The sequence below is a fragment of the Streptomyces sp. NBC_01439 genome (genome assembly GCF_036227605.1).
Lineage (GTDB): Bacteria > Actinomycetota > Actinomycetes > Streptomycetales > Streptomycetaceae > Streptomyces.
Genome location: NZ_CP109487.1, coordinates 602,487 through 629,063, shown reverse-complemented (window position 1 = coordinate 629,063; position 26,577 = coordinate 602,487). Strand labels below are relative to the sequence as shown.

The window sequence follows — 26,577 nt, the reverse complement described above, 5'->3', positions numbered from 1 at the left end:
GCCCTCGCACCGGCCCGGGCTCCGATGCCTTCGTTCCGAGAGGAGTGAGTGCTCTCATGCGCTACGAATTCCGCATCTCGGGGGTCGTACCGGACACGCTCGCCGCGAGCTTCCCCGAGCTCGACCGGACCCCCGTACCGGAGCAGACGCTCCTGTTCGGCAGCGTGGCGGACGAGGCCCACCTGTACGGGCTTCTCACCCGCTTCCAGTCCCTGGGCCTGCGCGTGCTCGAAATGCGCCGGCTCCCCGCCTGAGCGGGAGCCGCAGGGCGGGCCCGGGGCAATACCACCCGCTTCGGGTGATCACGGGAACCGGACCGCCGGACGACACTGCGATGTGGGCACCGGAGCCTGTGACCGACGAGCCGGAGCAGGACGGTCCTGCGCTGCACCGCCAACTGTGAGGTGAATTCCATGGGCCAGCCGACACCGACCGGGGGAAACTGGAACACCGGCCCCGCGCCGGGCAACGCACCGTCGTTCTCGAGCGGCGACGGCCAGGGCGCGGGGAACGTGGGCACGATGTTCGCCGCGGTCCTCCTCCTGGTGACGGGCTGCCTCGCGATCTTCCAGGGCATCGCGGCCATCGCCAACGACGACGTCTACGCGCGCATCGGCAGATACGTCTTCGAGTTCGACTTGACGGCGTGGGGCTGGATCCACCTCATCGTCGGGATCATCGTCGTCCTCACCGGAGTGGGCCTGTTCGCCGGGTCGAACCTGGCCCGGGGCGCCGGTATCGCGCTGGCCGGCATCAGCGTGATCCTCAACTTCATGTGGCTGCCGTACCAGCCCTGGTGGTCGATCATCATCATCGCGATCGACGTGTTCATCATCTGGGCGCTGTGCACGAGCTGGACGCACGCCACCGACTGACGCCCGCCACGCCCGCCACGTGCGGCACGTGCGGCACCCGATCCGGCGACGGATCGGGTGCCGCCGCGTCGAGCCGGTCCACGGGCCGGTCCTCAGCCGTTCGGGCCGAGGAAGAAGGCGGGCTTGCGTACGGTGAGGGAGTCGGCCATGGTCCCCAGGTCCCCGTCGGAAACGGTCGGTCCACCGCCATCGAGCAGGACGACGGCGCCTTCGTGTCGCGCGACGTAGCTGATGCCCCCGGACCGGGAGGAGCGCCAGGTGTCGGGGGCCACCTGTTCGCACGGGCCCAAGTTCATCTGTGTGACACCGCTGTAGACCTCGCACGCGTCCGGGGGTGCGAAACCGGCGACCTGCGGGGCGACGGTCACCCGGACACCGAGCTCCTCCCGGTCGGCGGCGCTGGTCTCCACCGGCTTGGGCAGCAGGAGATAGCCGAACGTGCCGCCGTATGCGTTGGCTTCGGGGAAGTACTTCCGGTAGCCGCGCAGCTCGGGGGCAGCAACGGCACCTTGGAGGCAGCGAGTTGCCGTTCCGTGTACTGCGAGATGCTGCGTTTGCCCGTCGTCCCCTCGATGAAGATCCGTTCCGGAGCTCCATCGTGGCTATATCGTCATGCTCACGCCATGAGTAGGGATACTCATCCGGCCGGACGGGGTCGGGCCCGTCAGCCGCAGTGGGGCGCTGCGGCCGACGGGCGTGTTCCCGGCCCCTCGTCCTGGCTAGGCGGCGCCCGTCATGCGGGCGTACACCACCACATTGCTGTCGTAATAGTGCTTCTTGGGGTCGAAGTTGCCGCCGCAGGTGACCAGACGCAGGCCCGCGTGGTCGACGTTCTTGTAGACCTCCAGCGTCGGGAACTCGGCCTTCGGGTACTCCGCGACCTTGTCCACCGTGAACGTGACCGTCTTGCCGTCCTGTCGGGTCACCTTGATGGTGTCACCGCCCTTCATCGTCTTCAGCTTCTCGAATACCGCGGATGCGCCGTTCCACGTGACGTGCCCGGCGATCACCGCCGGCCCTTGGGAGCCGGGGGTCGGCCCCGGCTCGTACCAGCCCGCGAGCGCGGGGTCCTTCGGGGTCTGCATGGTGCCGTCGGGGTTCTGCTGCAGGGTCTCCAGGGTGCTGGTCACGTTGAGGGAGGGGATCGTGATCTTCTGGGGAGCCGACCGCGCCAGTGCCTGCTTGGCCTGGCCCGAACCCGAACCCGATCCCGCGTCCGTGCCGGGGCTCGCGCCATCCTTGGATCCCGCGGCGGGAGCCTGCCCCGCGGGCGGGGCATCGGCGGGGGCCGGCACTCCGCCCTGGGCGTCCTGCCCCGCCGGGACGGCGGGCTTCGCAGCGTCCGCGCCACCGCCGCCGCACCCCGAGAGGAGGAGCCCGGCGAGGACGGCGGCCGCCAGCGGGCCTACGGTTCGGCGGCGGAGCCGCGCGGGTGCCGACTTCACGCGCCACCCCCGGTGGTCTCCTGGCGGACGGGTCCGACACCGGACCGCTTCCGCCCGATGATGACCGCACCCGCCACCACCGCGAGTACGGTCATCGCCACGCCGTCGCGCACCGTCACCGGTACGGCGGTGTGCTCTTCGGCACCGCCACCGGTCTCGATGCCGCCGACGGGGATCGACCCCACGGCCGCGCCCTTGACCTCTCCGCAGTTGGTCGGAGCCGTGGCCTCCTGGGGCAGCTTCGGATCGAGCTCGCTCTTGCCGGCCCCCTCGAAGTCGTACTTCTTGTTCTTGTTGCGGTCGATGCCGTGCTGCACGACGTGCAGGTCCTTGATGTGGGTGACCACGTCCTGGCCGACTTCGATCGTTCGCTTGTAGCGGATCGTGCCCTGTGCATCGGCGACCGGCATGCGCAGCACGTCAAGGCCGCTGGTGGGCTTGGTGTCCCCGCCCGTGGTGAGCGAGATGTTGATGTCGCCGTAGTCGTGCGTGGCCTCGGTGTTGCTGAGGACCCCGTCGCGGTCGGTGTCGTCGGTCGCGTCCGGGCAGTGGAAGTCGTGCCCCTTCGTCGAGCCGTGCAGGTGCTGGGCCGACGGCTGTCCGGGAACCATCCCCTTGGACTCGATCTGCACGGTGAGTTGGTTGCCCTTGAGGGTCAGCATGACCGTACCGCTCGAGCCCGAGTTGTTCAGCTGCGCCAGGTCGATCTGGTACGCCTTTCCGCCCTCGGCGAGAGCTGGTCCAGAAAGGCCGAGGGTCAGGGCCACGGCGGCGGGTATGGCGGCGAGAACCACGTGGCGACCGGCGCGCTTGACTATCACATTCGCTCCTGTTCCGTGGATCCCCAGGACGGGAATCGCAGATCGTACGGGATTACACGAGGCCCTGGAGAGGCTCTCGCTTCTCCTTCGGTGCCCCAACGCCTGCGGATGGGTGCCCATATGAAAAATTTCAGGTGACTTTCTTCGGCTGCGAAAGAGAGGCAGCTTGCAGAGGCCTTCCGGAGCTGGCGCAATTCCGTGCGCGGTGCACGTCGGAACGTGCTCGCATGGCAACCGGATCATCGCGTCGCCCAGGACGCGGCCCAAGGTGGGATCCCTGACGGTGCACGTCAGCCATGTGTCTCAGGCCGCAGTGGAGCTTCCGTCGGGGAGTGGAGAATTCGTTGAACGAAACGCACAGCGCAAACGCAGGGAGGAGGTTGGGGAGTCCCTCCTCCCTGCGCCCGGGTCGGTATTGCGCCCGCCTATCGGCACAGTCCGCGGCGGGGCCGAGTGCGTCAGGTGGAGGGGTCGGAACTCGGTCTCCCTTGAAGTAATCTGACCGCTATCCATTCGATTCTGCCGCATCTACACACGCGCATGCACCGCCTTAGATGTCATTCCGGTCGTCGCCGGGGGAGGTGATCCCCGTCGCCGGTCCGGTCCGGTTCGGTCTCGACCTTTGTAGTCCTCCTGGCGGCGACCGGACGAATAGTTGACCTCTGATGCTAAGAAATGCCGTCAGGGCTACGCGTGCACCGGGAAGGACGCCTGGAAGGCGAGGCGGCCGTCGGCCCCCTCGCCGATGCGCGTGAGCAGGTCGTCGAACGCGAGGTACTCCTCCCAGTGCTGACCGCCCGTCGCCTGCGCCAGGCGCGTGATCACGAGGTCTTCGAGTTCCTGGACGCGCTTGTTCTTCCAGACCTTGTCGGCCGTGCTCACCAGCAGGTCCTCCAGCGTCGTACCGGGAGCCGTCCACGAGGCGTGGGTTCCCGCGTAGCGGGCGAGGTCCGGGCCGAACCCGTGGGCCAACAGCAGGACGCGGCCCGCCTCTTCGTGCACGGAGCCGGGCCCGGACAGCTCTGTCGTGTGCACGGTCTTGCCGATGTCGTGGGTCGCCGCCCCGAAGAGAACGGCCGCGCGGTCAAGGGCGATCCGCGGATGGCGACGCTCCGTCCATTCGACCAGCTCGACCGCCACGTCGTGGACGGCGCGCAGATGGGCGGCCAGCCGCGGCGGTGCACCGAGGGACCGGAGCAGGTCCACCACCGGCGACGGTAGCGGCCGGAGCGGCGGATCGGCGGGAGCGTACAGGGCCTGGGACAAGGGATCCGAGAGGGGCATCGGCGCAGACTACCGACCCGGATCCCGGGCCCCGCGCTTCCCACCGGGCGCCGGCGGGCGGCTCTTACTACCCTCTCCACTCATGATCACATGGGTCGTCACCATCGCCTTGGCGTTCGTCGGCTACACCGTCACCTATCTCAACGGCCTGCGCCTGGCCCAGCGACAAGAGCGCCTCTCGCGCGTCAACCGCCAACTCAGCGAGCTCTACGGACCGCTGTTCGCCCTCACGGAGGCCAACAGCCGCATCTTCGGCGCGTTCATGGAGCGCCACGCCCGTTCCGACGGCCGATCGCCCTTCGTCCATGAACTGCCGCCCACCGAGGAGGAACTCGCCGAGTGGCGGCTGTGGGTCAAGACCGTCTTCCTTCCGAACATCCAGCGGATGCGCGACCTCGTCATCAAGCACGCCGACCTCCTCGGCGAAGCGGAGATGCCGCCGATCCTGCTCCAGCTCTGCGCCCACGTCTCCGGCTACGAGATCACGGTCGCCCGGTGGGAGCAGGGGAGTTACGGCGAGCACCAGTCCGTGGTGCCCTTCCCCAGCGAGGAGATAGCCGCGTACGCACGGCGAGGGTTCGCCGGACTGAAGCAGGAACAGGGCCGGCTCCTCGGGCGCCGGCGCACCGGCGATCGATCCTGACGGCGAGGGCGCCCGGGCGCCGGGCCCGGGTGCCGGCCGGCCCGTCTCAGGTCCCGACGGCCTGCCCGAAGGCGAAGAAGCCGTCCGGGTCCACCCGCTTCTTGATCTCTACGAGCCGCGGGTAGTTGGCGCCGTAGTACGCCGTGCGCCAGTCCGGTAGGTCCGGGTCGATGAAGTTCTGGTACGCCCCTTCGCCCACGTACGGTGCCATCGCCTCCTGCAGCCCCGTCAGCCAGCGGAGATTCGCCTCCGCGGTGGCCGGAGGGTCCTGCTCGGACCAGGAGGTGTCCATGGTGACCAGGCTGAGTGCGTCCCGGTGCACGAACGCGGTGTCGGCCGGGGCCACCCGGTTGATCGCGCCGCCCCAGGTGTACAGGGCCAGGCCGCAGCCGTCCGGATTGCCGCTGCCGGGCCGGCGTTCGAGCAGGGAGAGGGCGGTGCGCAGGGCCTGGGCGGGCAACGGCTCGGCGGTGAAGTTCGTCCGTACCGCGAACGCGCCGGCCGAGGTCTCGTGGAGCAGGTGGTCCTGGGCCTCCCAGAAGGTGCGGTCCGCGATGTCCTGTCGGACCGGGCGGGTCGACTTCAAGGCAGGGGCGAGGAGTTCGCGCAGCTCGCTCGCCGGGCCGAGGTGCAGGGCGACGGCCGACACCGTGGCCCCGGCTCCGTCGGCGGCGCTGACGCCCAGCCTGAGGGAGAACGCGTCCGGTGCCCTCCGTGCGATCTCCTGCATCACCGTGAAGACCTGGGGCGCGTCCGCCCCGTCCCACAGCAGCACGCACGTGGAGACGTCGGACACCGGGCTCGCCCGGAAGGTGAAGGACAGGTTGATGCCGAAGTTGCCGCCGCCGCCACCGCGGCAGGCCCAGTACAGGTCGGGGTTCTCCTGGGCGTCGCAGGTGAGGAGTTCGCCGTCGGCGGTCATCAGCGTGGTGCGTACGAGTGCGTCCGCCGTGAGGCCGAGCGTGCGCGAGGTGGCGGAGGAGCCCCCGCCGAGGGTCAGGCCGGCGATGCCGACGGACGCCCCGTTGCCCAGCGCGAACGCCATCTCGTGCGGCTGGATCGCGGCGCGGACGTCGGACATCAGGGCACCGCCGGCGGCCGTGACCCACCCGGTGGAGCCGTCGGCGGTCACGCCGTTCAGCGCGCCGAGGTCGAGCACCAGGCCGGAGGCGGCCGAGTATCCCGCGTAGCTGTGCCCGCCGCTGCGCGCGACGAGGCCGATGCCGTTCTCGCGCGCCCACGAGAGGGCGCGCCGTACGTCGGTGATGTTCGCGGCGGACAGGACGCCGCTCGGCGCGGTCCTCGCGTACCGCCGGTTGAAGGGGGTGCTCGAGGAGCGGAAGCCGGCTGCGCCGGGGCGCAGCACGCGGCCCGTCACGCTCCGCTCCAGTCGCCGCCAGGCGGACTCGGACGGGCCGTGCGCCGCGTTCGCGCTCACCGGACCTCCTCGATGTAGGAGGTTCCGGTGGCGGCGTGCGGGCCGTAGCGCTCCCACACCTCGCGCAGACGCAGGCGGCCGTCCTCGGCCACCTCGGGCGTGTTGACCGTGTGTCCGCAGACGACCTCGCCGGTCGCGAAGACGAGGGTGTAGCCCATGGAGAGGGTTCCATCGGGCTCGCAGGTGCCCACCGTCCACCCGCGCCGCACCTCGCCGCCGACGACCTCGCCCCACACCAGGTCGCCCTGCTGGTGGTAGACGGCGACGGTCCGGCTGTCACCCTTCGGCTTGCGGAACGTGCGCCCGTCGTAGTTGATCACGGGGCGGACCCCGGCTCGGGCACCGGTTCGGACTCCGGTTCGGACTCCGGTTGTACGGCGAGGAAGTCGGCGGACATGTCCGGGCCCCACCAGATCGCGTAGTAGGCGAAGTCCTCGTCGTGCTCGTTGACGATGTGGTGCTCCGCTCCGGCCCTCATCACCGCGAGGTCCCCGGCGGCGAGCTCGTGCCGCCGCTCCTCGCAGACGACCGCGGCCCGGCCGGCCATGACGATGAACAGCTCGCGTTCGTGATGGGCGTGCGCATCCGTCACGTCACCGGGGCGCAGGACGCACCAGGCTCCACGAAATGGAGTTTCCAACCCGGGCCACGGATGGAGGAGTCCGAGATCCAGTCCGTGAGCCCGGGTCAGGTTATCCGGCTCTCTTCTGCGGATGATCACATCGGGTTTTTCCTGGTCGGTCAACGTCCCACTCCGATCGACGTCCTCATTTTCCGGCGGCGCGCGACGTCGTTCAGGCTAGAAGCCGACTGCTCCCTTTCGACAGGGGAATTGTTCCCTGGTCGGGAGGGAATCGGTGGTGCGGGGGATCACGGACCGGCGGATCAGCCGTGTCCGAGACCGGCGTCCCGGGCCAGCACGATGGCCTGCGAGCGATCCGCCACGCCGAGCTTGCCGAATATCACGGAAACGCGGTTGCTGACGGTCTTCGAGGCGAGCACGAGTTCACGGGCGATGATGGTATTCGATTTGCCCGCGGCGATGCGTTCCAGAACGTCCCTTTCCCGGTTGGTCAATTGCGGGAACGGGTAGTAATACTGCTGACCGGAGGTGGCGCGCATGAGGGCGCCGAGTCGTCCGGCGATCGATTTGTCGATGATCGCCTCGCCGGCCGCCACGGCCTGGATCCCGCGCAGGATCTGGTCCGCGTCGGCCCGCTTGAACAGGTAGCCGCGGGCACCCGCCTGGAGTGCCGAGGTGATGGCCCGGTCGTCGTCCACGGCACTGAAGACCAGGATGCCCGTGTCGGGCCAGGACCTCAGGACCTCAGGGATGACCTGCGTTCCGGAGGATCCGTCCATCAGCGGGTCGAGCACGAGCACAACGGGTCTCCAGCGGCACATTTCCTCGATCACCTCGTCCGCCGTGGCGGCCTCTCCGACGACCGAAATTCCCTCGGACCGTTCGAGAACGGAACGGACACCGTGACGAATTGCGGGCTGGGTGTCGGCGAGGACGACGGTGACCGAGGCGGGGGCCCGGTGGGTGGCCGGGAGGTCTTCGTCGGGCCGAAGGACCACCCCGTCTCTTCGTGGATCATTATGTGGCGCGAGTGGCCAGAGTAATCTCATGGTGTCGGTTTTCTGGTTCATTCGTACCTTCCCCCACTCGACGGTGAAACACGGTCCATGCTGATCGGCCGGATCCCAGAATGGTCCAGAGGTCCGGCCCACCGCAACGGTGAGGAGTGCGAGAAGAAACGTGATAGTTATGTCGACGAAGGCATCACTATTCGCGCCCTATTTCACGGCCTTCGCACATGCATCGACAATTGAAATCCGGCAAACTCACGTACCCGCCGGTCCAACCGCTCCGACGTCCTGCGCGCGGCGCAGGATCGCTTCCCGATCACGCCAGTGCGCCCAGAATGCGCCGGTGTATCCGAGCCCTCCCAGACTCGTCAGGAACGGATTGTCCGCGTAGTTGTTGTCGTGCTCACTGGAGCCTGCCAGCGTCGGCAGCATCACCCGGTGGTAGTCCGACGGATCGACGAGCTCCCACAGGAGATCCACGGACCGGCTCCAGCGCCCGGAGGGATCGGTGACCGTTTCGGTCCCCTCCAGCAGATCCGGGGAAAAGTAGCAGACCAGACGGAAGTTGCCCGATTCGTCGAACATGAATTGCCGCTCGTACTCCACCGGCCCGGAGCACTTGGACAGGGGTTTCAGCACGATCGGCCCGGTCGCCGTGTTGGACTGCAGTCCCGCTACCGTCCGGACACCGTCGCACCGCTCGGCCATCGCGATGCCCAGCGGCGTGTGGGGGAAGAGCCGCAACCCCAGCGAGAAGCCGGTCACGGTGGCGTCCAGCGCCATGAACGCGTCTACGCATTCGCGCATGCTCCGGGGTGTCTCGCCCGGCATCCCGAAGAGCGCCTCGACCATGGTCAGCATGCCGTTGGCGTGGCAGAGCCGGACCAGGCGCTCGGTATCGGCGAAGGTGTAGTACGTGGTGCCCTTCTGCGTGATCTTCCAGCCGTTCAGCATCTCGGCGCGCACGTGGTCCGAGCCGACGTTCACCCCGCGACAGCCCGCGGCGGCGAGCAGCCCGGCGAACTCCTCGTCGAACGGCGAGGGCTGGCAGTAGACCCACAGCCGCAAGTCGTTCAGCGGGTTGCCGGGATCGGCGTGCTTGCGCCGGACGATCTCCCGCAACAGGTTCTTGGCGTGGGATATCGCCAGGTTGAACTCGCTGTCGGTGGTGTGTTGGTCGAGGATCCCCTGCTCAGCCAGGGACTGCATCTCGTCGACCACGGCCGCGACATCGCGCCGGCCCGTCCGGATGCCCTTGGCGTCCGGCTCCACGCAGTGCGAACAGCGGTAGGTGCAGCCGTTCTTGGTGAGGATGCCGGCCAACCCGCCGCGCTGGTAGTACAACAGGTTGTCCACCTTGTGCGGCGCGCCGGAGCGGCGGACGTACATTCCGGAGCGGTCCACCTGCCAGGTCCGGTCCTCGAACTGCCCGGCGGGCAGCGGCGCCGCCACCGTACGGCGGGCCGACGGGGCGAGTGCCGGCGGCGGCACCCTGGTCACCCCTTCCGGGGTGTTGCGGATGAGCCCGCTGACCGTGTCCGTGCCGCGCCCGGTGAGCAGCGCGTCGGCGAGGTCGCAGATGATCTGCTCACCCGGCCCCTTGACGCCGAAATCGATGCCGAAGTAGTCGACCAGCGCGAAGGGCATGGAGGAGAAGCCGATGCCGCCGCCGACGATCGGCGCGTCCGTCAGCCGTCTGATCTCGGTGATGATCTCCTTGTGTTCGCCGACGAAAGGGCGCTGTTCGAAGGCGTAGACGGTGTCGGTATTGCGGATGGTGACACCGACGAGGACCGGGCTGCGCGTCCCGAAGTAGTCGGAGAGGCAGGTCTTCCAGTCCTCCCGGTGGAACGTGAGGTCGACCACCTCGACCTCGAAGTCGGCGGCTTCCAACGAGGTCGTGAGCACATCGAGCGCATAGGGAGCGATCGGTGGGTGCACCTTGTTGGGATTGACCAAAAGCACCAGGCCTCGGCCCATCGGACTTTCTCCCCCCCTGGCCTGCACGCAGGCGATTCGCGTCATCTGACGATGCCGAGGCAGATCCCGAACTCGGGCTTCCCGCCCAGCAGATAGGCGCCGGCCGACTGGAGGATGCGGTCCTGGGCGGTGGCGTGCTGGCACATGGTGGTGGTGTCGCGCATCCAGCGGTCCATCGGCGACGACTGGTGGATCGACCAGGTCTGCAGCAGGTCGCAGAGCCGGCTGACGATCGACCGCGAGGTGCGGAAGGCGTGCACCCAGGCGATCGGCGACGCGGCGCGCTCCTCGGGGGTGAGGTCGTCCAGCGTGCCCCCGGCGGCCAACACCGCCCACTGGCGCCGCTGGCTCCCGTAGACCCCGCTCCGAGTGGCGAGGAGGTCCGCCTCGCACTCGGCGAGCGTGACCTGCGCCCGGAAGTGGTCCTTCCACGCCACCCCGGTCATCCGGTCGACCCGGGTCCGGGCGATCTCCCGGGCGTGGTCCAGGGCGGCCCTGGCCACCCCCAGCGCAACGCCGCACATACTGCGCGTGAAGGCGTCCGGCTGGGCGAGCGGGCCGGGCCGGCCGCGCACCTTGCCGAAGCTGTACGTGTGTTCCTCGGGCACGAAGACATCGGCCATCGTGTAGTCGCAACTGCCGGTGCCGCGCATGCCCATGGTGTGCCAGTTGTCGATGACCTCCACCTGCGCCCGGGGCACCAGGAACTGCCTCGACTCGTGCGGATTGCTGCCGTCGGGGCTCGCGTACGGCTTGCCGTCCGCGTAGACGAACGCACCCGAGGTCACCCAGTCGCAATGGGTGATCCCGCTGCCGAACGACCACCGGCCGGAGAGCCGGAAACCGCCGGGCACCCGCTCGGCGTGCCCCGTCGGCTGCAGCAGCCCGGCCATGATCGTGTCCGGGGTCGGGAAGACCTCCTTGGCCACCCTCTCGTCGAGGAAGGCGCTGAAGATCCCGCTGCTCGCGCCCATCACCGCGCACCAGGCCGCGGAGGCGTCCCCGTGCGCAAGGGTCTCGACGACCTCGGTCTGCTCCATCGTGGTCAGCGCCAGGCCGCCCAGCTCACGGCCGAAGGCCATCCGGAACACCCCGGCGCCGCGCAGTAGGTCCACCACGTCCGCCGGCAGCCGCCGCGCCTCCTCGATCTCCGCCGACCGCTCCCGCAGCAGTGGAGCCAGCTCCTTCGCACGGGCGAGGAGCTCCGCCGCGGTGGCGGCGGGCACCTGGACCCTCGGGTTCCGGGTCATGCTCATGTGATCGCCCTTCACTTGGCCCTACTTGACGATGCCGAGGCTCATCCGGAACTTGGGCGGCCGGCCCAGCAGGTAGGCGCCGCCTGATTCGAGGATCAGATCCGAGGCGGCGACGTGCTGGCACATGGTCGCGGTGTCGCGCATCCAGCGGTCCATCGGCGAGGACCGGTTGATCGACCAGGCCTGCAGTAGGTCGTAGAGCCGGTTCACGATCGCCCGCGAGGTGCGGAAGGCGTGCACCCAGGCCAGCGAGGACGCGGCCCGCTCGGTGGCGGTCAGATCGTCCAACGTGCCGCCACCGGCCAGTACGTCCCAGTGCCGCTGCGAGCTGCTGTAGACCCCGCTGCGGGCGGCGTTGAACTCCGCCTCGCACTCGGCGAGGGTCACCTGTACGCGGAAGGTGTCCGCCCACGGCGTGTTGGTCATCTTGTCCACCCGGGTGAGCGCGGTTTCCCGCGCGTGGTCCAGGGCGGCCCTGGCCACCCCGAGCGGGACCGCGCACAGGCTGCGCATGAAGGAGTCCGGCTGGGCGATCGGGGTGTCCGTGCGGCCCCGCACCTTGTAGAAGGTGTAGGTGTGCTCCTCGGGCACGAACACGTCGGTGATCGTGTAGTCACTGCTCCCGCTGCCGCACAGGCCGGTGGTGTCCCAGTTCCCGACGACCCCCACCTCGTGCGCCGGCACAAGGAACTGGCGCGACGCGTGCGCGTTGCTGCCGTCCGGGCTCGCCCACGGCTTGCCGTCCTGGTAGATGAACGCACCCGAGGTCACCCAGTCGCAATGGGTGATCCCGCTGCCGAACGACCACCGGCCGGAGAGCCGGAAGCCGCCGGGCACGCGCTCGGCGTGCCCGGCCGGCGCGATCAGCCCGGCGGTGATCATGTCGAGGCTCGGGAACACCTCCTTGACCACGGCCGGATCCAAGAAGTTGCTGATCGCCCCGGTCATCGCGCCGATCGCCGCGCACCAGCCGGCCGAGGCGTCCCCGTAGGCCAACGTCTCCACCACTTCGGCCTGCTGCATCGACGTCAGCTCGGGTCCGCCCCACTCGGGGCCGAAGCACATCCGGAACACTCCGGTGTCGCGCAGCAGGTCCACCACGTCCGCTGGGAGCTGCCGGGCCTGTTCGATCTCCGCCGACCGTTCCCGCAGCCGCGGGGCCAGTGCCTTGGCCCGCGCGAGGATCTCTTCGGCGGTCGTGGGTGCTTCGGTGCCCGGGTTCCGGGTCGTGCTCATGCGTTCCCCCTCGGGTGATGGCGTGCTGCGGTCCGCCACGGTCCGGTCCGGCTCCGCGGTGGCGGTCATGCGTCCACGTCGAGCAGTCCGGCGGGCATCTCGAACGGAGCGTCCGGGTCCGGCGGGCCGATCGGTTCGGCCTCCAGCTCGACCAGCCTCGCGGCCGCGTCCAGACGGTCGAGGCAGGTCCGTACGTCGTCGGCCTCGCACACCACGAAGGAGTGGCGGGCCAGGTAGCCGCCCGGAGGCAGCCGCAGGGTGGTACCCGGTTCGGCCATCGGCGCGGCCGTGACCAGGCCGGGTGCCTCGACCGGTACGCGCACCGAGCGCAGCAGACAGTCCTGCTCCGGATAGCCGAACCGGATGCCGGCCACCGCCCGCCGGGTGGGCCTGGTGTCGGGACGCTGTCCGGTGGCCACGTCGAACAACACCTCACCGGGCTCGATACCGGTCGCGGTCCTGCCGAGGAAGGGGATCAGGTCCCCGCCGAGGCGGCCGTTGATCTCGATGACGAGGGGCCCGCGTGCGGTCAGGCGCAGCTCGCTGTGGGTGATGCCGTCCTCGATGCCGAGCGCGCGGTGGGCCCGCGCCAGGGTGCTCATCAGCTCCTCGTCCGCCATCAGCGGGTCGCCCGCGTCGACCAGGTGCCCGACCTCCTCGAAGTAGGGCTGGTCGCTGCTGTGCTTGCGGGCCAGGAACATCGGCAGGTACTCGCCCTTGTGGACGGCGCCGTCGACGCTGATCTCCGGGCCGGGCGCGTACCCCTCGACCAGGGCGCTCGCACGGTAGGGCCCCGGATCGACCTCGCTCGCGGCCAGGGCGATCCGGAACGCCGCCTCCACCTCGGTCGCACCGGCCGCGAACACGACCCCGATGCTCGCCCCCATCGCCCGGGGCTTGATCACGACGGGATAGCCGATCCGGTCGGCCGCCGCTCTGGCCTGCTCGACCGTGGTGGTCAGCTCGAAGCCCGGCTGGTGGATGCCCGCCGCGGTGAGTTCGGCCCGGGTGCGCTCCTTGTCGCGGCAGCCGCGCACGCCCGGTACGGACAGACCCGGCACGCCGAACTCGGCGGCGAGCAGGCCGGCATCCAGGACGAGCGGCTCGTCCCAGCACATCAGGCCGACGATGCGGCGCCGGGAGGCGACTTCCCGGGCCGCCGCGCCCATCGCCCCGGAGTCGAACACGTTGGCGACGGTGATCTCGTCGAAGTAGTCACGCTGCCAGGTGGGCTTCAGATTGTTGAGCAGCACCATGTCCAGACCCGCCGCTCGGGCGCGGCGGCGGATCGGCGCTATCAGGTACTCCCGGTACACCTTCAGGCCGCTCCCGATGACCAGCAGCGTGCCCCGGCCCGCGCTCATCGTGTGCTCCTGGGTTGGGTGGTGGTGCGGCGGGTGAGGAGGTCGGTGAGGATGTCGTGGGAGCGGTGGGCGAGGACGCTGATGAGGGAGTCGGCGATGCCGTGGGTTTTTTCGTTGACGCCTTGGAGGTAGAGGGCTCCGCGGGTGGGTGTGCCGAGGTCGACGCGGTAGTTGCGGCTGACGGTGACGTCGTCGAGGCCGATGCGTGTGGCGAGTTCTCGGACGAGGGTGGGTTTGCGGGGGTCGTAGCCGGTTCCGAGTACGACGAGGTCGCAGCGGAGGGGTTCGGTTTTGCCGCTGAGTCGGTCGCGGAGGTCGAGCACCACTTCGTCGCCGTCGAGGCGGGCTCCGACGACTTCGGTCATGGCTCGGACTTCGGAGCGTTGGGGCCCGACGGTTTTCTGGCGGTAGAGCATGGTGTAGAGCTCGTTGAGGAAGGGGGGTGCGAGTCCGGCGTAGTTGGTGAATCGCATTTCGTCGAGGATTTGTGCGCGGACTTCGGTGGGGCTGTCGTAGAACTCGTCGACGAATGATGGGAAGAAGAGTTCGTTGACGAATTTGCTGGATTGGTAGTTTTGTAGTCCGATGGAGCGGACCAGCATGGTGATGTGGCTGGCCGGTAGGTTTTCGTGGAGGGCGTAGAACATTTCGGCGGCGCTTTGGGCGCCGCCCACGACGGCGATGCGGAGGGGTTGGTCTTTTGGTATTCGGGTGATTTTGGTGCGGTATTGGGCGCTGTGGATGAGGCGGTCCGGGGGGAGGGTGGTGAAGGTTTCTGGTATTCGGGGGTCGCGGCCGCCGCCGATGACGAGGTCGCGGCAGTGGATGGTGTCGCCGTCGGTGAGGTGTACGGTCCAGCCGGTGAGGGTGCGGTCGGTGGTGTGTACGGGGTCGACGTGGGTGGCGCGGGCGTCGTAGCGGATGGTGACGTGTTCCAGGGAGGTGGCGACCCATTGGAGGTAGTCGGAGAATTCCCAGCGGAAGGGGTGGAAGGTGCCGAGGTTGACGAATTCGTCGAGTCGGTTTTGTGCGTGGAGGAAGTTCAGGAAGGTGAACCGGCTGCTCGGGTTGCGGAGGGTGACGAGGTCTTTGAGGAAGGAGACTTGGCTGCGTGCCCAGGGCATCAGGAGGTCGCGTTGCCAGGTGATGTCGGGGCTTTGTTCCAGTAGGAGTGTGCCGTCCGCCAATTCGGCTGATCCGGATTCCTCGATGGCGGCTGCCAGGGCCAGATTGGCCGGACCCGCACCGATCGCCAGAACATCGACTTCCCGCTCGGTCACTCTTCCCCCTCGATGTCGATTCGGACCATGCCGGCGGCCGCCTCGGCCCGCCGGAGCGCCTCGGTCGAGCTGTCCGCGGTGGCCATGACGATGCCCGCCCGGTGCCAGGAATGGCGCACCTCGCCGACCGTCTGGCCCGGCTCCACGGTGACCGCGGCCAGGAACACGCCTTCCGCCTGCCGGGCGGCCCCGACGCCGCGTACGGCGACCACCCGGCCCGCCGCGGCCGCGATGAACCGCACGGCCGCCCCGCCCTTCGCCCGCCGGGGCAGTTCGCCCGGCAGCTCCTCGCCCTTCAACACCGCGTAGTAGCTGCGCAACAGCTCGACCGGATAGGCGAGTTGGATGGTGTCGAGAATGCCCCCGCCGGGCAGCCGGCCCGCGCACTCCACCAGGTACGGAATGCCCGCCGAGACGATCCACTCGCAGTGGACGATCCCGTCGCGGAAGCCGACGGCTTCGACGAGGCGCTCGGTCCGCGCACCGAGCAGCCGCGCGAGGTCCACCGGTATGTCCGCCGGCACGGTGTGGGCCAGCTCCACCGGGTGGGGCCCCGGGAACAGCTGCTTCCCCGTGACGTTGACGAACAGCGCGGCACCGTCCCTCACCAGCATCTCGACGCTGAACTCGGGACCCTCGACGTGCTGTTCGGCCAGCATGGACAGCTCCATGGGCCGGTCGGGCACGAAGACGTCCTCGTCCTGGACGAGGCAGTTGGCCCACGCCCGTTCGACCTCGGACGCATCGCGGATCACCTGGGTGCCCACGGACGCCTGACGGTTCGCCGGCTTGAGCACGACGGGTCCCGACCGGCCCCGCAGGAAGGCCAGCACGTCGTCCGGACCCCGTACGGGCACGCTCACCGGGTTCGCGATGCCGACGGCCGCGCTCACCCGCCGCAGCAGCGCCTTGTCCCGCAGGATCTGCGCGGCGCCGAGACCGGCGCCCGGCAGACCGTAGCGTTCCGCGAGCCGGGCGGCGAAGGGCGTGGCGTACTCGATGGCCGGGACGACCGCGGCGGGGTCCAGGTCCGGGTGGGCGTTGAAGAACTCGTCGGCCTTCCCCGCGAGGTGGTACTCCCACTCGATGAGGCCGCGGACGAAGGCCACTCCTTCGATCTGCTCGTGCACCCGCCGCTTGCGCACGACGTCCGGCTCCTCCACGTAGATCACCGAGTCGTCCGGCTGGAAGGCCCCGATCGCGGCGACCGTGACACCCACGAAACCGATCACCAGGACCGGCCGGCCCGCGCCGGGCCGCCGCCCGGTCACGCGGCACCCCCGACGGCTTCCGTCTTCCCGGCGGGGTCCGCCCCCGGACCGGTGGCGGGAGCCGGCTCGGGCGGTTGTCGCACGCCCGCCAGGGCGAGCAGTCCGGCGACCGCGGTGACCACACCGCACAGCAGCCAGAAGCCGCTGCCGAGCCGGGTCCAGGCGTACACGCCGAACAGCGGGGCAAGGGCCCCGGCCGCGCCGCCCACCGCCTGCATCGTGCCGATGTAGCGGGCCTTCACCGCCTGGGGGAAGGTCGCCGGGTGGGCGAACATGCTCGGGGCAGCGATCATGATCCCCGCCACGACCAGGACGACGCCCGCGATCGTGAACGCCCCGGACCGCGAGGACAGACCGTAGACGGCGAGGCCGACGGCCTCCACCAGATGGCCGGTGATGACGCGGACGTGCTTCGGCAGTCTGCTGAGATACGCCGTGACCTTGAGCTCGCACGTGATGAGCACGACGGACGACACCGTGAGCACCGTGCTGTAGAAGCTGGTCGGGTAGTGGTCGGCGGCCAGTTCCAACGGCAGGGCGATGTGGCCCTGGGCGTAGGTGAGCGAGCCGAGCAGCACGGCGGCCAGGTAGAAGACGTACTTCCGGTCGCGCAGCATCGCGGTGTAGCCCGAGGCGACGCGCCCGGCTGGCTCGCCGTCGGCGGCTGGCTCCCCGGCCGCAGCCGTCGCCCCCGGCGCCGCCCCGTCGGACGGTTCGCTTCCGTCCGCGGGCCCGGACCCGGCCTCGGGCTCCTGCGGCACGGTCTTCTTCGGCAGCAGGGCGAAGGCCAGCAGCGAGTAGACGAGTGCGGTACCGCCGTCGATCCAGAACAGTAGGTCCCAGTCGACCAGGATGAGTCCGGCGGCGATCAGCGGCGCCAGGGCCGCACCGATGTTCAGGGCGATCCGCATCATCGAGAACGCCATCACCTGGTATCGGTCCGGCATCAGGTCGCTCAGCATCACGGCGGCCGCCGGCCGGTAGGCCTGGGTGAACAGGCCCGCGAGCCCGACGACGACGAGCAGTTGCCACAGCCTGCCCGGCCCGCTCAGCCACGAGATCGCCGCCACCAGCGGGGCGGACCCCGCCATGGCCGTCACGATCGTGGCCCGCGGACCGAACCGCTGGGTGAACTCGGCACCCAGCATCGTGCCGAAGATCGACCCCACGCTGTAGGCGCCGAGGGCCAGACCCGCGGCGGCGACCGACATGCCGCGGAAGGTCAGGTACAGCACGAGGAACGTCTGGACGAACGCGCCGAGCTGGTTGATCAGCACGCCACCGAGCAGATAGCGCACCGGGGTCGGGGTCGCCTTCAGCGCCTCGAACACGCCGATCGGAGTCTCCTCCTCCTTCATGCCGCTCCCTTCGTCAAGGCATCGACGATCCGCCCCGCGACGAGCGGAGCCTGGCTGAATCCGGAACCGCCGCAGGCCGCCCGCGACCACACGGCGGGACCCACGCGGGCGAGCAAGGCGCCGCCCGTGTCCGCGGCGCTCGCGTAGTGGCACTGCTTGACCGCCGCCACCGTGTAGCGCTCCAGGCCGGACAGCGGTGCCGCCTCGGCCAGCCGCGCCACCCAGGGCGCCTGGTCCTCCTCCGCGGCACCCGCGGTGGCGTCCACTTCCCGGGACACGGCGTCCGAGCTGATCTTCAAGAGCGCGCCGCCGCCCGGCGGCATCGCCCAGGCCCGCCCGTCCGCGCCGATTCCGCCCGCGGCGGGAGCCGTTCCCCACCACCGCGCCGCGTTCGCCGGCGGCCGCAGGTAGACCATCGTCTGTCGGTGCAGCACGACCGGATGCCCCACCAGGTCCCGGGTCCACGGGCCGGCCGCGACCAGCACCAGGTCGGCGCCGAGCTCCTCGCCGTCGGCCAGCAGGACGTGCGCGCCGTCCACGTCGATCCACGCCACCGGGCTGTACGGCCGCACCGTCACCGCCGGATGCCCGGCGAGCCACCGGACCGCGGCCCGCAGCACCCGGTCGGCGAGCAGTACGCCGCCGTCGGCCTCCAGCACGGCCGCCGAACCGGCCGGGAACCTCAGGTGCGGCAGGCGCCGCGGCTCCACCGTCCGCACGGGCACACCCGCGGTGGCGGCCGCCGCGGTCACCGAGGCGAGGCGCTCCCGGGGCCAGGCGGTGACCACCCCCACGCGCCGGAAGAAGCCGGTGCCCAGCAGGCCCTCCAGCTCCAGCCACCGCCGGTGGGCGGCGACCATCTGCCCGGTGGCCTGCGCATCGTCCGCGTCAAGGGTACGGATGACCCGGTGCTGGTCGCAGGAGCTCGACGCCGGGTTCGGGATCGGGCCCCTGTCCAGCACGGTCACGTGGTGGCCCGCGAGCGCGCACTCCACCGCGGTCAGCAACCCGGTGACGCCCGCTCCCACGACGACCACCCGCCGGGCGGCGACCGCCGCCCTCACGACCCCGTCTCCGCCAGCCGTGGCAACCGTACGGGCGTGACCTGCACGGTGTCCGGCCGGGCGGGGACCGTTCGCTCTGGCAGCGCCTGCCCGGCCAGGTCGATCAGGACCGGCGCCGCACAGCGCAGGAACACCTCCACCTCGTGGCAGAAGTCGCCCGCGTCGCCGGGACCCACCTCCCACCGGTCGAGTCGCGCCAGTTGCTCGGACAGGGTGAAGGCCACCGCGGTCAGACTGAACCGGCGCACGTCGTAGGCGGCGGCGAACCGCTCCAGCATCAGCCCGGCCGCCGCCCTGGACCGCTCGGACACCGGCAGCGGTCCCCGGCCCGTCCACGCGGCGACCTTGTCCACCACCCGGTTCCAGGGCCGGACGAGCCGGGTGCCGGTCACGTGCTCCAGGGCCGCGCGGTTGAAGTTGGTGCGCTGGAAGTCCGGCCCGGTCGCCGCGAGATAGAACCGCACCAGGTCCCTCGGCACCTCTGCGGCCAGCTCCCGCCCCGTCACAACATGACCCCGGCTGGTGGAGAACTTGTCGTGGTCCAGCTCGTAGAACTCGTTCGTGACGAAGTGTTCGGGCAGCGTGTAGCCCCCCAGCGCCAGCAGCATCGCGGCCCCGACCACCGCGAAGGCGAAACCGGCGTCGGAGCCGAAGAAGTACGCCACCTGCGTGCCGGCGTCGGAGAACCACAGCTCGTCGTCGGCGCCGAGCACCGCCCCGCGCCGCTCGGCCGCGAGCGCGGTGCAGTGCATGCTCCAGGCGATGGTCTCGGCATCCGCGTAGATCACCTGACCGGCGACCTCCGGGAACGGCGCCGGGATGCCCCAGGAGATCGGCAGAGTGACGGGATAGTCCGGGAGCGGCCGGGACAGGATCTCCTCGATCATCTGGGCCAGCCGCGGACGCATCGTCGCTGCGCGCCCGGCGAAGTACTCCACGAGCGCCTCGCGGTGCTCCTCCAGCGGGAGCACCAGGACCTGCTGCTCCCGCAGTTCGACCGGACCGTCCGGGTCCAGGGTCGAGCGCGGTGCGATGAGGTCGGCGGAGGCGATCCAGTGCCCGCAGTTCTCGCACAGTCCGGCGCAGCCCTCGGCCAGGCACACCGGGCAGCCTCCGCGTACGTAGGCGTCCGTGAGGTACGCGCCGGTGTGCGGCGCGTACGGGAACTTCACGGCCCGCAGCCGCAACTTTCCCGTACCGTGCAGGCGCTCGAAGAAGTGCCGGACCGTCTTCACGTACCGGTCGTCGAACCGGACGAAGCCGTCCGGGTCGATCCCGACGGCCGCCAGGGTGTCCTCGACCTGCGCGGCCGAGCGCACGCGCAGCTCCTCGGGCGGGACCCCCAGCCTTCGGGCGGTGGTCACGATGTAGTTCTGCGTGAAGTGCACGCCCGTACCGAACAGCACGTCCTGTCCGGTGGAACGCGCGTACCTCGTGCAGACGTCCGCAGCGAGGAACGGGCCGGCCAGGTGCCCCAGGTGCAGATCGCCGTTCGCGGTCGGGCCGGGGGCTATCACCAACGTCCGCTTCATCGTGTGCTCCTGGGTTGGGTGGTGGTGCGGCGGGTGAGGAGGTCGGTGAGGATGTCGTGGGAGCGGTGGGCGAGGACGCTGATGAGGGAGTCGGCGATGCCGTGGGTTTTTTCGTTGACGCCTTGGAGGTAGAGGGCTCCGCGGGTGGGTGTGCCGAGGTCGACGCGGTAGTTGCGGCTGACGGTGACGTCGTCGAGGCCGATGCGTGTGGCGAGTTCTCGGACGAGGGTGGGTTTGCGGGGGTCGTAGCCGGTTCCGAGTACGACGAGGTCGCAGCGGAGGGGTTCGGTTTTGCCGCTGAGTCGGTCGCGGAGGTCGAGCACCACTTCGTCGCCGTCGAGGCGGGCCCCCACCACCTCCGTCATTGCCCGCACCTCGGAGCGTTGGGGCCCGACGGTTTTCTGGCGGTAGAGCATGGTGTAGAGCTCGTCGAGGAAGGGGGGTGCGAGTCCGGCGTAGTTGGTGAATCGCATTTCGTCGAGGATTTGTGCGCGGACTTCGGTGGGGCTGTCGTAGAACTCGTCGACGAATGATGGGAAGAAGAGTTCGTTGACGAATTTGCTGGATTGGTAGTTTTGTAGTCCGATGGAGCGGACCAGCATGGTGATGTGGCTGGCCGGTAGGTTTTCGTGGAGGGCGTAGAACATTTCGGCGGCGCTTTGGGCGCCGCCCACGACGGCGATGCGGAGGGGTTGGTCTTTTGGTATTCGGGTGATTTTGGTGCGGTATTGGGCGCTGTGGATGAGGCGGTCCGGGGGGAGGGTGGTGAAGGTTTCTGGTATTCGGGGGTCGCGGCCGCCGCCGATGACGAGGTCGCGGCAGTGGATGGTGTCGCCGTCGGTGAGGTGTACGGTCCAGCCGGTGAGGGTGCGGTCGGTGGTGTGTACGGGGTCGACGTGGGTGGCGCGGGCGTCGTAGCGGATGGTGACGTGTTCCAGGGAGGTGGCGACCCATTGGAGGTAGTCGGAGAATTCCCAGCGGAAGGGGTGGAAGGTGCCGAGGTTGACGAATTCGTCGAGTCGGCCTTGTGCGTGGAGGAAGTTCAGGAAGGTGAACCGGCTGCTCGGGTTGCGGAGGGTGACGAGGTCTTTGAGGAAGGAGACTTGGCTGCGTGCCCAGGGCATCAGGAGGTCGCGTTGCCAGGTGATGTCGGGGCTTTGTTCCAGTAGGAGTGTGCCGTCCGCCAATTCGGCTGATCCGGATTCCTCGATGGCGGCTGCCAGGGCCAGATTGGCCGGACCCGCACCGATCGCCAGAACATCGACTTCCCGCTCGGTCACGCTTCCCCCTCGATCACAGAGATCCGACTCGCGGACGGGCAGTAGCGAGGCTAGATTTCCGCGGTTCCCGATCGATAGGGGAACTTGTCCCGTCGACTGGGGAATCTCGGGCGGGGGAGGGGCGCAGGGGCGGGGAGCCGGTCGGGTGACCTGAACGAAGGCGGTCGGATGGTCGGACAATCAGTCTGATTCGGCCGGGCTCGACGGCGGACCTGTACCTCCGAACGGAGGCGCGGGTCCACCTATTCGAGGGAACCGGGCGGCCGGAACCAGGCCAGGAGGCCATCAGCTGCCGAAGTAAAGGGCGACGACCCCGCTCGGGGCCGTGCGGTGCTCCGGCACCGCTGTCCGGTTACAAGGAGATGTCACGTGTCGCGTGTTCTGAAGAGTGCGGGTCTTGCCCTGGTGCTCGGCCTGGCGGTCATCGGCGGTGCGTCCTCGGCGTCTGCGGACGCCAACGCGGAGGGCATCGCGGTCGGCTCGCCCGGCGTGCTTTCGGGTAACGTGATCCAGATCCCGATCCACATTCCGATCAACCTGTGCGGCAACAGCATCAACGTGATCGGCGCGCTCAACCCGGCCGCCGGCAACGTCTGCGTCAACGCCTGACGGCTGTGAACCGTGGCCCATCCCGGTCGGAGGCTCGGCCGGGATGGGCCCGCACGCGGCACCACCGTCAGGCCAGGGTGCGTACGGTGCGCCCGTACGGACTTCCCGGCGCGGTGGGCCGTACGGTCACGGACGAGGCCAGTTGCCGCACGCTGCCCCGGCCGAGTCCACGGCCTCCCGGCCTCCCAACTGCCCGGCCCGTTCGACCATCGGCATTTCAGCCGACCCGGTCGCGCGTGCGAGGCTTGCCCGACACCCGGGAGGAGACACACGATGCACGCGCCGAGCCGGCCGGAAGACCTAGAACACCCCGAACTGCTCTGGGCCAGGGCGGTGACCATGGCCATGGTGGACACCGCGTGCTCGACGAGCACCGAGTTCGCCCTCGACGACGACGGCCTGTGGTGCCACTCCACCGGCGGGGACGGCTGGTGGCGCCTGACCATGGCGGAGGGCGGGCGCGCGGTGTTCTGCGGCCAGGACCCCGACGGCAGCCACACCCACGTCGGCGGAGATCAGATCGACTTCCTCGCGGGCGGCCCCGACTGGCTGCCCTGGGACCTCCTGCGCGACGACGCCGCCGGCAATCTCTTCGGCTTCGTCTACTGGTGGGAGAACGGCGCGTGGCACCGCATCCCGTACCCGGACGAGGTGCGCGAGGACGGACTGGAGGGGGCCGCCGCCTGGGTGGGCCCGGACGAGGAGGAGTTCCTCGGTCTCACCGTGTCCTCGTTCGACGCCCCGTACGCGCTGGAGCGGAGCCTGACCGAGGCGGTCGCCAGGTTCGCGGCACTGGCACGGGAACGGAAGGCCGACGCGGACGCCGTGGTGGCGCTGCTGGCGGCGGCCCACACCGAAGGCCGCCCGGCCCCGCGCCTCGACGCGGCACTCGACCTCGCCGCCCGCGCGGGCATCCTCGTGTAGGGCCACGGCCGACGGGCCCGGCCCACGCCATGTGCGCGGGGCCCGGGCCCGTCGGTCGTCCCCCGTTCGGGCTTCGCGCGACTACTTGAGCGCGGCGAACGCCTTGGTGAAGGCCAGCGGCTGCTGGAGGATCGAACTGCACGTCGCATCGGCGTGGTTGACGGCTCCGGCCGCGCACTGCTTGTCCCGCGTGGAGGACCACATGGCCAGCCGGCCGATCCCCTTCGACGCGGCGAACTGCACGAGCTGCGTCGCGTCCTCCACCGTGAAGACCTCGCTCGCGACGTCGTTCACGCCGATCATCGGCGTGACGGCCACGGCCTTCCACGCCGCCGCGTCGGACAGCCCGAGCACGCCCTTGATCTGTGCCTGCGTGGCCGTCGCGGCCTGGATCGCGTACTGCCCCATGTCCCCGCTGTACGCCGGTCCGTAGTCCATCGCCATGATGTTGACGGCGTCGACGCGCACCCCGTTCTTCTTGGCGTCGGCCAGCAGCGCCACACCCGGCTGGGTCAGCCCCTCGGGCATCACGGGCAGGGTGAAGGCGACGTCCAGGCCCGGGTGGGACTTTTGCAGCCGGGCGATGGCCTGCGCGCGGCGCGCGTTGGCCGCCGTGTCCGGCAGGGCCGCGCCCTCGATGTCGAAGTCGACCTTGGTGAGCCGGTACTGGTCGACGACCTTCCCGTACGCGGCGGCCAGCTCGTCCACGGTGGCGCAGTTCAGCGCCAGTTCGTGACCGGCGGCCCCGCCGAACGACACCCGTACGTCGCCGCCCTTCGCGCGCAGCGCACCGATCTGGGCGGCGACCTTGTCGCTCGCGAGATCCGTGACACCACCCCACAGCGGGGCGCAGCCGCCGCCGGAGGTGACGAAGGCCAGGTGGAACTCCTTCACGCCCGTCTTCGCCGCGGTGTCGAGCAGGTCGTAGGCGGGGTACAGGGAGGTGTCCACGTACGGGGCGAAGCGCGCGCCGGTGCCCCCGGGGGCGGGAGTGCTGGTGGGGGTGGTCGCCGTGGGGGAGGGCGAGGTGGTCCCGGTGGGCTTGGCGGACGTGGTGGGCGCGGTCGGGGCCGGGCTCGCCGTGACGGTGGGTCGGGCAGTGGGGCGCCCGCTGGGCTGGGCCGTTGCGCCCTGGTCCACCGAGCACTTCACTCCGTTGATCCGGCACCCGGTGGGGTTGCCGAGGGTGCCGGTGCCGCTCGCGACGAAGCCGACGGTGACGGAAGCCCCGGCCGCCAGCTGTCCGTTCCAGCTCGCGGGCTTCACGGTCACGCGGCGGTCGGAGACCGTGTGGGTGCCGTTCCAGAGCGAGTCGATCTTCGTGCCCGGCGGCAGGTCGAACTGGAGGGTCCAGTCCGACTGCGCCGTGCCCGTGCCGTTGGTGATGACGTACTGGCCGGTGTAACCGCCGCTCCAGGTGCTGGACTTCGTGTAGACGGCTCCGACGGAGGTCGCCTGCGCGGTCCCGGTGAAGGCGAAGGCCGCTCCACCGATCACCGCCGCCGCCACGACCGCGCCGGTGACCTTCGCCCTACGGCCCGTCGTGCGCCGGTGCCCGACTGTGCTGCCCATCGCGTGCCTACCTCTGTGTTACTGGGGAGTTGGGGGATCCGGCAGCACGCTAGCCGCACCGAAACGGACATTCGGCCGTTTCGGTGCGACCCTGATGAGTCTTAGGTTCCGCTTAAGGTGGCGGTAAGGACCGGCCAAGGGTGTCGAGGACGTGCGTCCTGCTCCCGCGGCCCGCGGGCTCAGCCGTGTGTGGCGTCGATGACGCAGAAGCGGTTGCCCTCGGGGTCGGCCAGCACCACGAAATCCGGGTCCTCCGGGTAGGAATCCCAGTCGACGTGCCGGGCGCCAAGCGAGACCAGCCGCTCCACCTCCGCCGCCTGTTCCGCGGCGTCCGCCGCGTACAGGTCGAGGTGGACGCGCGGCCGCTCCTGTACGGGAGTGACGCTGCGGCCCAGCGCCAGGCCCGGCCCGCTGCCGCCGGCCGGGACCAGGACCGTCCAGCCGTCGTCCACCTGGCCGTCACGGGGTACGTACCCCAGCGCCCGGCTCCAGAATTCCGCGGCCCGCCGCACGTCCGCGGCTCCCATGACGATAGTTCCGAGGGTCAGCATGATCCGATTCTGGCAAACCCGGACCGGCCGGGCGGCACGCCCTAAGGCGTCGAGGGCCGCTCGATCGCGACCATCGCCGCGTCGTCGTCCAGGGTGTGACCGGCCGCGTGTGCGAGCAGGTCCTGGCACAGCAGGTCCAACAGCGCCTGCGGGCGCAGTCCCGACCATGCGGTCACGCGTCGCGCCAGCGGGTAGAAGGCGCCCGCCCCGTCGCGCGCCTCCAGGACGCCGTCCGTGTACAGCAGGAGGACGTCACCCTCGGCGAAGGCGAAGGTCTGCGCGGTGACCGCCGACGCCACGAGCCCGGCGAGCCCCAGCGGCGGCGCGGGCCGGTCCACCTCCAGCTGCTCGGCGCCGCCGGCGCGCAGCACGAGCAGCGGCGGCGGATGGCCGCAGCTGACGAGGTGCAGCACCGGCTCGGCGTCGGGGATCTCCAGGACGGCCGCGGTCACGAAGCTCTCGCCCTCGTCCCCGGCGCCGTCCAGGTCCCCGGAGACCGCCGCCTCGAGGTAGTCCACCAGGCCCGGCAGCCCGGTCTCCTGGTGGGCGGAGGCCCGGAAGGCGCCCAGGACGAGCGCGGCGTCTCCGACCGCTTCCAGCCCCTTGCCCCGGACGTCGCCGATGATCAGCCGTGTGCCGGTGGCCGTCCGGGCGGCGGCGTACAGATCGCCGCCGATCTGGGCCTCGGCCGCGGCGGCCAGGTACACGGAGGCGACGCCCAGCGGGCCGATCCGGTCGGGCAGCGGCCGCAGGACCACCTCCTGGGCGGTCTCCGCCACCGAGCGCAGCTGGGTCAGCTCCTTCTCGTGCACCTCGCGCAGGTGGGCGAAGAAGGTCACGAACACGGAGATCATCACGAGCGCGATGATCTGGAAGGTGTGGTTCAGGTCGGTCAGGCTGGTGCGGGCCGTCGCGACCACCACCTGGGCCAGTACGGCGACCAGACCGACGAAGGCCGTCATCCGGGGCCCCGCGAACGACGCGGTCACCGCGGGTGCGGCGGCCAGGAACGGGCCGAGGTGCACCTCGGGCGGAGCGAGCACGTCGACCAACGTCACCAGGGCGATCAGCGCGAACGGGACCGCCAACTGCGCGTGGCTCACCTGGGGGGACCGGAGGTGACGGGAGTGCGACGGCGGCCGGAGATCCATTCCTCCTGCATACACCGCGCGGTGACCCGGATCCCCGAAGCCAGGCCGTC

At 70.1% G+C, this 26,577-nt stretch carries 26 protein-coding genes; 5 read left to right on the top strand and 21 right to left on the bottom strand.

Annotated features, from left to right (window positions below; translation table 11 throughout):
- Positions 1-56 precede the first annotated feature (56 nt).
- Together OG207_RS03015 and OG207_RS03010 are read left to right on the top strand one after the other, a co-directional pair.
- On the top strand, positions 57-254 hold the full coding sequence (locus OG207_RS03015; protein ID WP_328787159.1) for a hypothetical protein: 198 nt from the start codon (positions 57-59) through the stop codon (positions 252-254).
- Positions 255-413: 159 nt separating this feature from the next.
- Positions 414-875 carry a DUF7144 family membrane protein gene (locus OG207_RS03010; RefSeq protein ID WP_329095603.1) on the top strand — a complete coding sequence of 154 codons (462 nt, stop codon included), beginning with the start codon at positions 414-416 and terminating at the stop codon, positions 873-875.
- 92 nt (positions 876-967) lie between these two features.
- On the opposite strand, the gene OG207_RS03005 is transcribed toward OG207_RS03010, so the two are convergent.
- The 4 genes from OG207_RS03005 to OG207_RS02990 all read right to left on the bottom strand — a co-directional run bounded on the left by OG207_RS03005 (position 968) and on the right by OG207_RS02990 (position 4,425).
- On the bottom strand, positions 968-1,285 hold the full coding sequence (locus OG207_RS03005; RefSeq protein WP_329095601.1) for a hypothetical protein: 318 nt from the start codon (positions 1,283-1,285) through the stop codon (positions 968-970).
- A 309-nt stretch (positions 1,286-1,594) separates the two neighbouring features.
- Positions 1,595-2,320 carry a class F sortase gene (locus OG207_RS03000; protein WP_329095599.1) on the bottom strand — a complete coding sequence of 242 codons (726 nt, stop codon included), beginning with the start codon at positions 2,318-2,320 and terminating at the stop codon, positions 1,595-1,597.
- Entirely contained in the window at positions 2,317-3,141 is an 825-nt protein-coding gene (locus tag OG207_RS02995; protein WP_329095597.1) for a hypothetical protein, read from the bottom strand. The genes OG207_RS03000 and OG207_RS02995 overlap by 4 nt, the downstream gene beginning before the upstream one ends.
- A 687-nt stretch (positions 3,142-3,828) precedes the next feature.
- Complete coding sequence (locus OG207_RS02990) at positions 3,829-4,425, bottom strand: phosphohydrolase (RefSeq protein ID WP_329095596.1); 597 nt, start codon at positions 4,423-4,425, stop codon at positions 3,829-3,831.
- Positions 4,426-4,507: 82 nt separating this feature from the next.
- Between OG207_RS02990 and OG207_RS02985 the strand changes: the two genes are divergently transcribed.
- Positions 4,508-5,068 carry a hypothetical protein gene (locus OG207_RS02985; protein ID WP_329095595.1) on the top strand — a complete coding sequence of 187 codons (561 nt, stop codon included), beginning with the start codon at positions 4,508-4,510 and terminating at the stop codon, positions 5,066-5,068.
- 46 nt (positions 5,069-5,114) lie between these two features.
- Here OG207_RS02985 and OG207_RS02980 read toward each other — a convergent pair whose 3' ends face one another.
- The 14 genes from OG207_RS02980 to OG207_RS02915 all read right to left on the bottom strand — a co-directional run bounded on the left by OG207_RS02980 (position 5,115) and on the right by OG207_RS02915 (position 21,720).
- Entirely contained in the window at positions 5,115-6,506 is a 1,392-nt protein-coding gene (locus tag OG207_RS02980) for an FAD-binding oxidoreductase (RefSeq protein WP_329095593.1), read from the bottom strand.
- Positions 6,503-6,826 carry a hypothetical protein gene (locus OG207_RS02975; protein ID WP_329095591.1) on the bottom strand — a complete coding sequence of 108 codons (324 nt, stop codon included), beginning with the start codon at positions 6,824-6,826 and terminating at the stop codon, positions 6,503-6,505. Before OG207_RS02975 ends, OG207_RS02980 begins: the two co-directional genes overlap by 4 nt.
- Positions 6,823-7,227, bottom strand: coding sequence for a cupin domain-containing protein (locus tag OG207_RS02970; RefSeq protein WP_329107407.1), 405 nt, complete (start codon positions 7,225-7,227; stop codon positions 6,823-6,825). The genes OG207_RS02975 and OG207_RS02970 overlap by 4 nt, the downstream gene beginning before the upstream one ends.
- 164 nt (positions 7,228-7,391) lie before the next feature.
- Positions 7,392-8,159, bottom strand: coding sequence for a response regulator transcription factor (locus tag OG207_RS02965; protein WP_329095589.1), 768 nt, complete (start codon positions 8,157-8,159; stop codon positions 7,392-7,394).
- 195 nt (positions 8,160-8,354) lie between these two features.
- The gene (gene tsrT / locus OG207_RS02960) at positions 8,355-10,079 is read right to left on the bottom strand and encodes a tryptophan 2-C-methyltransferase (protein ID WP_329095587.1); all 1,725 of its coding nucleotides are present in this window, start codon (positions 10,077-10,079) and stop codon (positions 8,355-8,357) included.
- A 41-nt stretch (positions 10,080-10,120) separates the two neighbouring features.
- Positions 10,121-11,335, bottom strand: coding sequence for an acyl-CoA dehydrogenase family protein (locus tag OG207_RS02955; protein ID WP_329095585.1), 1,215 nt, complete (start codon positions 11,333-11,335; stop codon positions 10,121-10,123).
- A gap of 21 nt (positions 11,336-11,356) precedes the next feature.
- Entirely contained in the window at positions 11,357-12,571 is a 1,215-nt protein-coding gene (locus OG207_RS02950; protein ID WP_329095583.1) for an acyl-CoA dehydrogenase family protein, read from the bottom strand.
- 65 nt (positions 12,572-12,636) lie between these two features.
- Positions 12,637-13,935, bottom strand: a complete 1,299-nt coding sequence (locus OG207_RS02945) for an ATP-grasp domain-containing protein (protein WP_329095581.1) — start codon at positions 13,933-13,935, stop codon at positions 12,637-12,639.
- Positions 13,932-15,215, bottom strand: a complete 1,284-nt coding sequence (locus OG207_RS02940; protein ID WP_329095580.1) for a lysine N(6)-hydroxylase/L-ornithine N(5)-oxygenase family protein — start codon at positions 15,213-15,215, stop codon at positions 13,932-13,934. The genes OG207_RS02945 and OG207_RS02940 overlap by 4 nt, the downstream gene beginning before the upstream one ends.
- Entirely contained in the window at positions 15,212-16,486 is a 1,275-nt protein-coding gene (locus OG207_RS02935; RefSeq protein ID WP_329095578.1) for an ATP-grasp domain-containing protein, read from the bottom strand. Before OG207_RS02935 ends, OG207_RS02940 begins: the two co-directional genes overlap by 4 nt.
- Positions 16,483-17,844 carry an MFS transporter gene (locus OG207_RS02930; protein ID WP_329095576.1) on the bottom strand — a complete coding sequence of 454 codons (1,362 nt, stop codon included), beginning with the start codon at positions 17,842-17,844 and terminating at the stop codon, positions 16,483-16,485. The genes OG207_RS02935 and OG207_RS02930 overlap by 4 nt, the downstream gene beginning before the upstream one ends.
- Positions 17,841-18,908, bottom strand: a complete 1,068-nt coding sequence (locus OG207_RS02925; protein WP_329095574.1) for an NAD(P)/FAD-dependent oxidoreductase — start codon at positions 18,906-18,908, stop codon at positions 17,841-17,843. The genes OG207_RS02930 and OG207_RS02925 overlap by 4 nt, the downstream gene beginning before the upstream one ends.
- A complete protein-coding gene (locus OG207_RS02920) occupies positions 18,905-20,440 on the bottom strand; it encodes a class I tRNA ligase family protein (protein ID WP_329095572.1) in 1,536 nt (511 codons plus the stop codon). Before OG207_RS02920 ends, OG207_RS02925 begins: the two co-directional genes overlap by 4 nt.
- Positions 20,437-21,720, bottom strand: a complete 1,284-nt coding sequence (locus OG207_RS02915; protein WP_329095570.1) for a lysine N(6)-hydroxylase/L-ornithine N(5)-oxygenase family protein — start codon at positions 21,718-21,720, stop codon at positions 20,437-20,439. Before OG207_RS02915 ends, OG207_RS02920 begins: the two co-directional genes overlap by 4 nt.
- Before the next feature lie 369 nt (positions 21,721-22,089).
- Between OG207_RS02915 and OG207_RS02910 the strand changes: the two genes are divergently transcribed.
- Both OG207_RS02910 and OG207_RS02905 read left to right on the top strand, forming a co-directional pair.
- The gene (locus tag OG207_RS02910) at positions 22,090-22,329 is read left to right on the top strand and encodes a chaplin (RefSeq protein ID WP_329095569.1); all 240 of its coding nucleotides are present in this window, start codon (positions 22,090-22,092) and stop codon (positions 22,327-22,329) included.
- Between the two features lie 273 nt (positions 22,330-22,602).
- Positions 22,603-23,253, top strand: a complete 651-nt coding sequence (locus tag OG207_RS02905) for a hypothetical protein (RefSeq protein WP_329095568.1) — start codon at positions 22,603-22,605, stop codon at positions 23,251-23,253.
- Between the two features lie 81 nt (positions 23,254-23,334).
- Here the strand turns inward: OG207_RS02905 and OG207_RS02900 are convergent, their stop codons facing one another.
- The 3 genes from OG207_RS02900 to OG207_RS02890 all read right to left on the bottom strand — a co-directional run bounded on the left by OG207_RS02900 (position 23,335) and on the right by OG207_RS02890 (position 26,527).
- Positions 23,335-24,825 carry a cellulose binding domain-containing protein gene (locus tag OG207_RS02900; protein WP_329095567.1) on the bottom strand — a complete coding sequence of 497 codons (1,491 nt, stop codon included), beginning with the start codon at positions 24,823-24,825 and terminating at the stop codon, positions 23,335-23,337.
- A gap of 179 nt (positions 24,826-25,004) precedes the next feature.
- On the bottom strand, positions 25,005-25,376 hold the full coding sequence (locus OG207_RS02895) for a VOC family protein (protein WP_329095566.1): 372 nt from the start codon (positions 25,374-25,376) through the stop codon (positions 25,005-25,007).
- 41 nt (positions 25,377-25,417) lie between these two features.
- Positions 25,418-26,527, bottom strand: a complete 1,110-nt coding sequence (locus tag OG207_RS02890) for a PP2C family protein-serine/threonine phosphatase (protein WP_329095565.1) — start codon at positions 26,525-26,527, stop codon at positions 25,418-25,420.
- Positions 26,528-26,577 lie beyond the last annotated feature (50 nt).

Coding starts and splice junctions, on each gene's coding strand:
- OG207_RS03015 (WP_328787159.1), top strand. CDS start 57: ATGCGCTACGAATTCCGCATCTCGGGGGTCGTACCGGACACGCTCGCC.
- OG207_RS03010 (WP_329095603.1), top strand. CDS start 414: ATGGGCCAGCCGACACCGACCGGGGGAAACTGGAACACCGGCCCCGCG.
- OG207_RS02990 (WP_329095596.1), bottom strand. CDS start 4,425: ATGCCCCTCTCGGATCCCTTGTCCCAGGCCCTGTACGCTCCCGCCGAT.
- OG207_RS02985 (WP_329095595.1), top strand. CDS start 4,508: ATGATCACATGGGTCGTCACCATCGCCTTGGCGTTCGTCGGCTACACC.
- OG207_RS02965 (WP_329095589.1), bottom strand. CDS start 8,159: ATGAACCAGAAAACCGACACCATGAGATTACTCTGGCCACTCGCGCCA.
- tsrT (WP_329095587.1), bottom strand. CDS start 10,079: ATGGGCCGAGGCCTGGTGCTTTTGGTCAATCCCAACAAGGTGCACCCA.
- OG207_RS02955 (WP_329095585.1), bottom strand. CDS start 11,335: ATGAGCATGACCCGGAACCCGAGGGTCCAGGTGCCCGCCGCCACCGCG.
- OG207_RS02950 (WP_329095583.1), bottom strand. CDS start 12,571: ATGAGCACGACCCGGAACCCGGGCACCGAAGCACCCACGACCGCCGAA.
- OG207_RS02945 (WP_329095581.1), bottom strand. CDS start 13,935: ATGAGCGCGGGCCGGGGCACGCTGCTGGTCATCGGGAGCGGCCTGAAG.
- OG207_RS02930 (WP_329095576.1), bottom strand. CDS start 17,844: ATGAAGGAGGAGGAGACTCCGATCGGCGTGTTCGAGGCGCTGAAGGCG.
- OG207_RS02920 (WP_329095572.1), bottom strand. CDS start 20,440: ATGAAGCGGACGTTGGTGATAGCCCCCGGCCCGACCGCGAACGGCGAT.
- OG207_RS02905 (WP_329095568.1), top strand. CDS start 22,603: ATGCACGCGCCGAGCCGGCCGGAAGACCTAGAACACCCCGAACTGCTC.
- OG207_RS02900 (WP_329095567.1), bottom strand. CDS start 24,825: ATGGGCAGCACAGTCGGGCACCGGCGCACGACGGGCCGTAGGGCGAAG.
- OG207_RS02895 (WP_329095566.1), bottom strand. CDS start 25,376: ATGCTGACCCTCGGAACTATCGTCATGGGAGCCGCGGACGTGCGGCGG.
- OG207_RS02890 (WP_329095565.1), bottom strand. CDS start 26,527: ATGGATCTCCGGCCGCCGTCGCACTCCCGTCACCTCCGGTCCCCCCAG.